Genomic DNA, 1,933 nt, shown 5'->3' on the forward strand with positions numbered 1-1,933 from the left:
CCCAAGTTTGAATCAAAAATCCCTCGTATTCCTAGGGCTATCAGGGGATACGAGGGATTTTAGAGGTAATAAATATGTAGTGGAATTTAACTCTTCAACCAGATTTCATAACCGGGTTTTCTCGAGTCAGCCATCATCTGGCGGATATCGCCTTTCGTGTAGCGACGCCGGTTGAGCTGCACCCCGAGCATCTCTCCTATAGCGTCAGTGACCTCGCTTCTATTGGCGAACAGATACCAGTTGGCATCCTCTCGGTAGCCGACAAGCGATGCCAGCCCTGCCTGAATCCGGTCTGCGGAGTACTTCCAGTCCAAGCCTTCTTGCAGCATCCTCATCATCACAAGGGCCGCATAGCACGTCATGAAGTGAGCGCGGATCGACCCTTCGGTCCGCACGAACACCGGGCGCGCCTCGAGGGTGGACTTCGTGACCCGGAAGGCATCTTCTATACGCCAAAGCTGACGATAAGCATCTATCACCTCTTTCTCGTCCATCTCCCATTCGCTGGTGACGATGCAGTAGTAGCCGTCCAAAGAGGCGTCTTCTTCGATCTTGCCATGGTCTAGCTCGTAGGCGCGGGCTGCAGCCTCGCCGGTATCTGGCGCATAGGCAAGGTCTTTCACGTAGCGCGCGCCGGTCTTGGACTTCGCGGAGGACACCTCGCCCCTCTCAAGTGCCCGAAGGGATCTTTCCACTACCTTTTCCCGCTCATGGCGGCTTCTCTCGAAGAAGTCCCTGCTCCAAAACGCGATCTCCTGCACATCGACGGTCGCGGTATGGGTTTTGCCATCCTCGCCTTTGACCTTGATCCTTTTATGGGCCTGGCGTGATTTGATCTTAAAATCACCTGAAGAGTTTGATCTGTACCCCTTCTCATCACACACCCACTCTTTGAGTGATTTGGGTGCGTGGCGCACTGACTGAGAAAAGATAAATCCATCTCCTTTCGATACTGCCTCGGCGATGTTGGCGGAAGTGTTCAATCCCTTGTCGGCAACCACCACCACACGGGTATCAGGATGACGGTCTTTGACGCGTCTGAGCGCGGGGAGCATTGTTTGGCAATCGACGGTGTTGCCCCGCCAAAGCTCATAATCAAGTGGCATACCGGATGCATCCATCATAAGACCCATCTGCACAATGGGTCCTGGATGATGTTCTTTAGAGACACCACGTGCACGCAATCCTTCCCCTGGCGCATCATCGTTTTCCACCTCGAAGTAGTAGTTGGTCACATCGTAGTAAACACGCGAGGTATCTTGTGCTCTTATCTGTCCTAAGGCTTTGTCAATATGCGCTTTAAAAGCCTTCTCGTGGCGTGCGAAAAAGCTTAAAGATTGATAGACATGATCAAGGGTGTAGGCACGTCTGTCGGGAAGCTCACCTGCTCGCTCCCAGGCATCCTTTTTAGAGCCAGGATGCAATGCCCTCTGATAGCTCAGCATCCTGAATATCGCGTTGGGGTCGAAGGCAAGATGCGCATGAACTTTGCGGTTGTTCCAAAACCGATCAAGCCCAAGGGCATGGTAGCAATACGAAAGCGGGATAGAGCCCAAACCTATCCGCTCTGCATCCGATCTCTTATCGATCTTTTCTGCCGGGAAAAACTCAAGTGCAACCTTAGCGTTTTGTGCTCTCTTTTCTTCTGTGAGCGCTCTTGCGTACTCTTGAAAGTAAGCGATTGGATCATCGTATTGCGCTTCAAGCGCATCAAGGTATCCAATTGGCTCGATGGTGCGGTGGTGCACCTTCCCGTTTGCCCTGTAGGCCTCCATGATCGACAGGTAGATCCTGCCCGCCTTGTTCTTCGTTTGCTTCAAATACATGACAACCTCGAAGTCCTATATAGTCCTATACCAATATATTACCACAAAAGGCAAGAAAAAATCCTGCTCATGCAGGAAAAAGAAGAAATTATTCATTCAAACTCGGG

Annotated in this window: 1 protein-coding gene; it reads right to left on the minus strand. The window is 51.5% G+C overall.

Features of this window, described 5'->3' with window-relative positions; translation table 11 throughout:
* Window positions 1–86: 86 nt before the first annotated feature.
* Window positions 87–1,826, minus strand: coding sequence for an IS1634 family transposase (locus C2L80_RS13420; RefSeq protein ID WP_103263372.1), 1,740 nt, complete (start codon window positions 1,824–1,826; stop codon window positions 87–89).
* Window positions 1,827–1,933 lie beyond the last annotated feature (107 nt).

This window comes from Rubneribacter badeniensis, assembly GCF_002899695.1.
GTDB lineage: Bacteria > Actinomycetota > Coriobacteriia > Coriobacteriales > Eggerthellaceae > Rubneribacter > Rubneribacter badeniensis.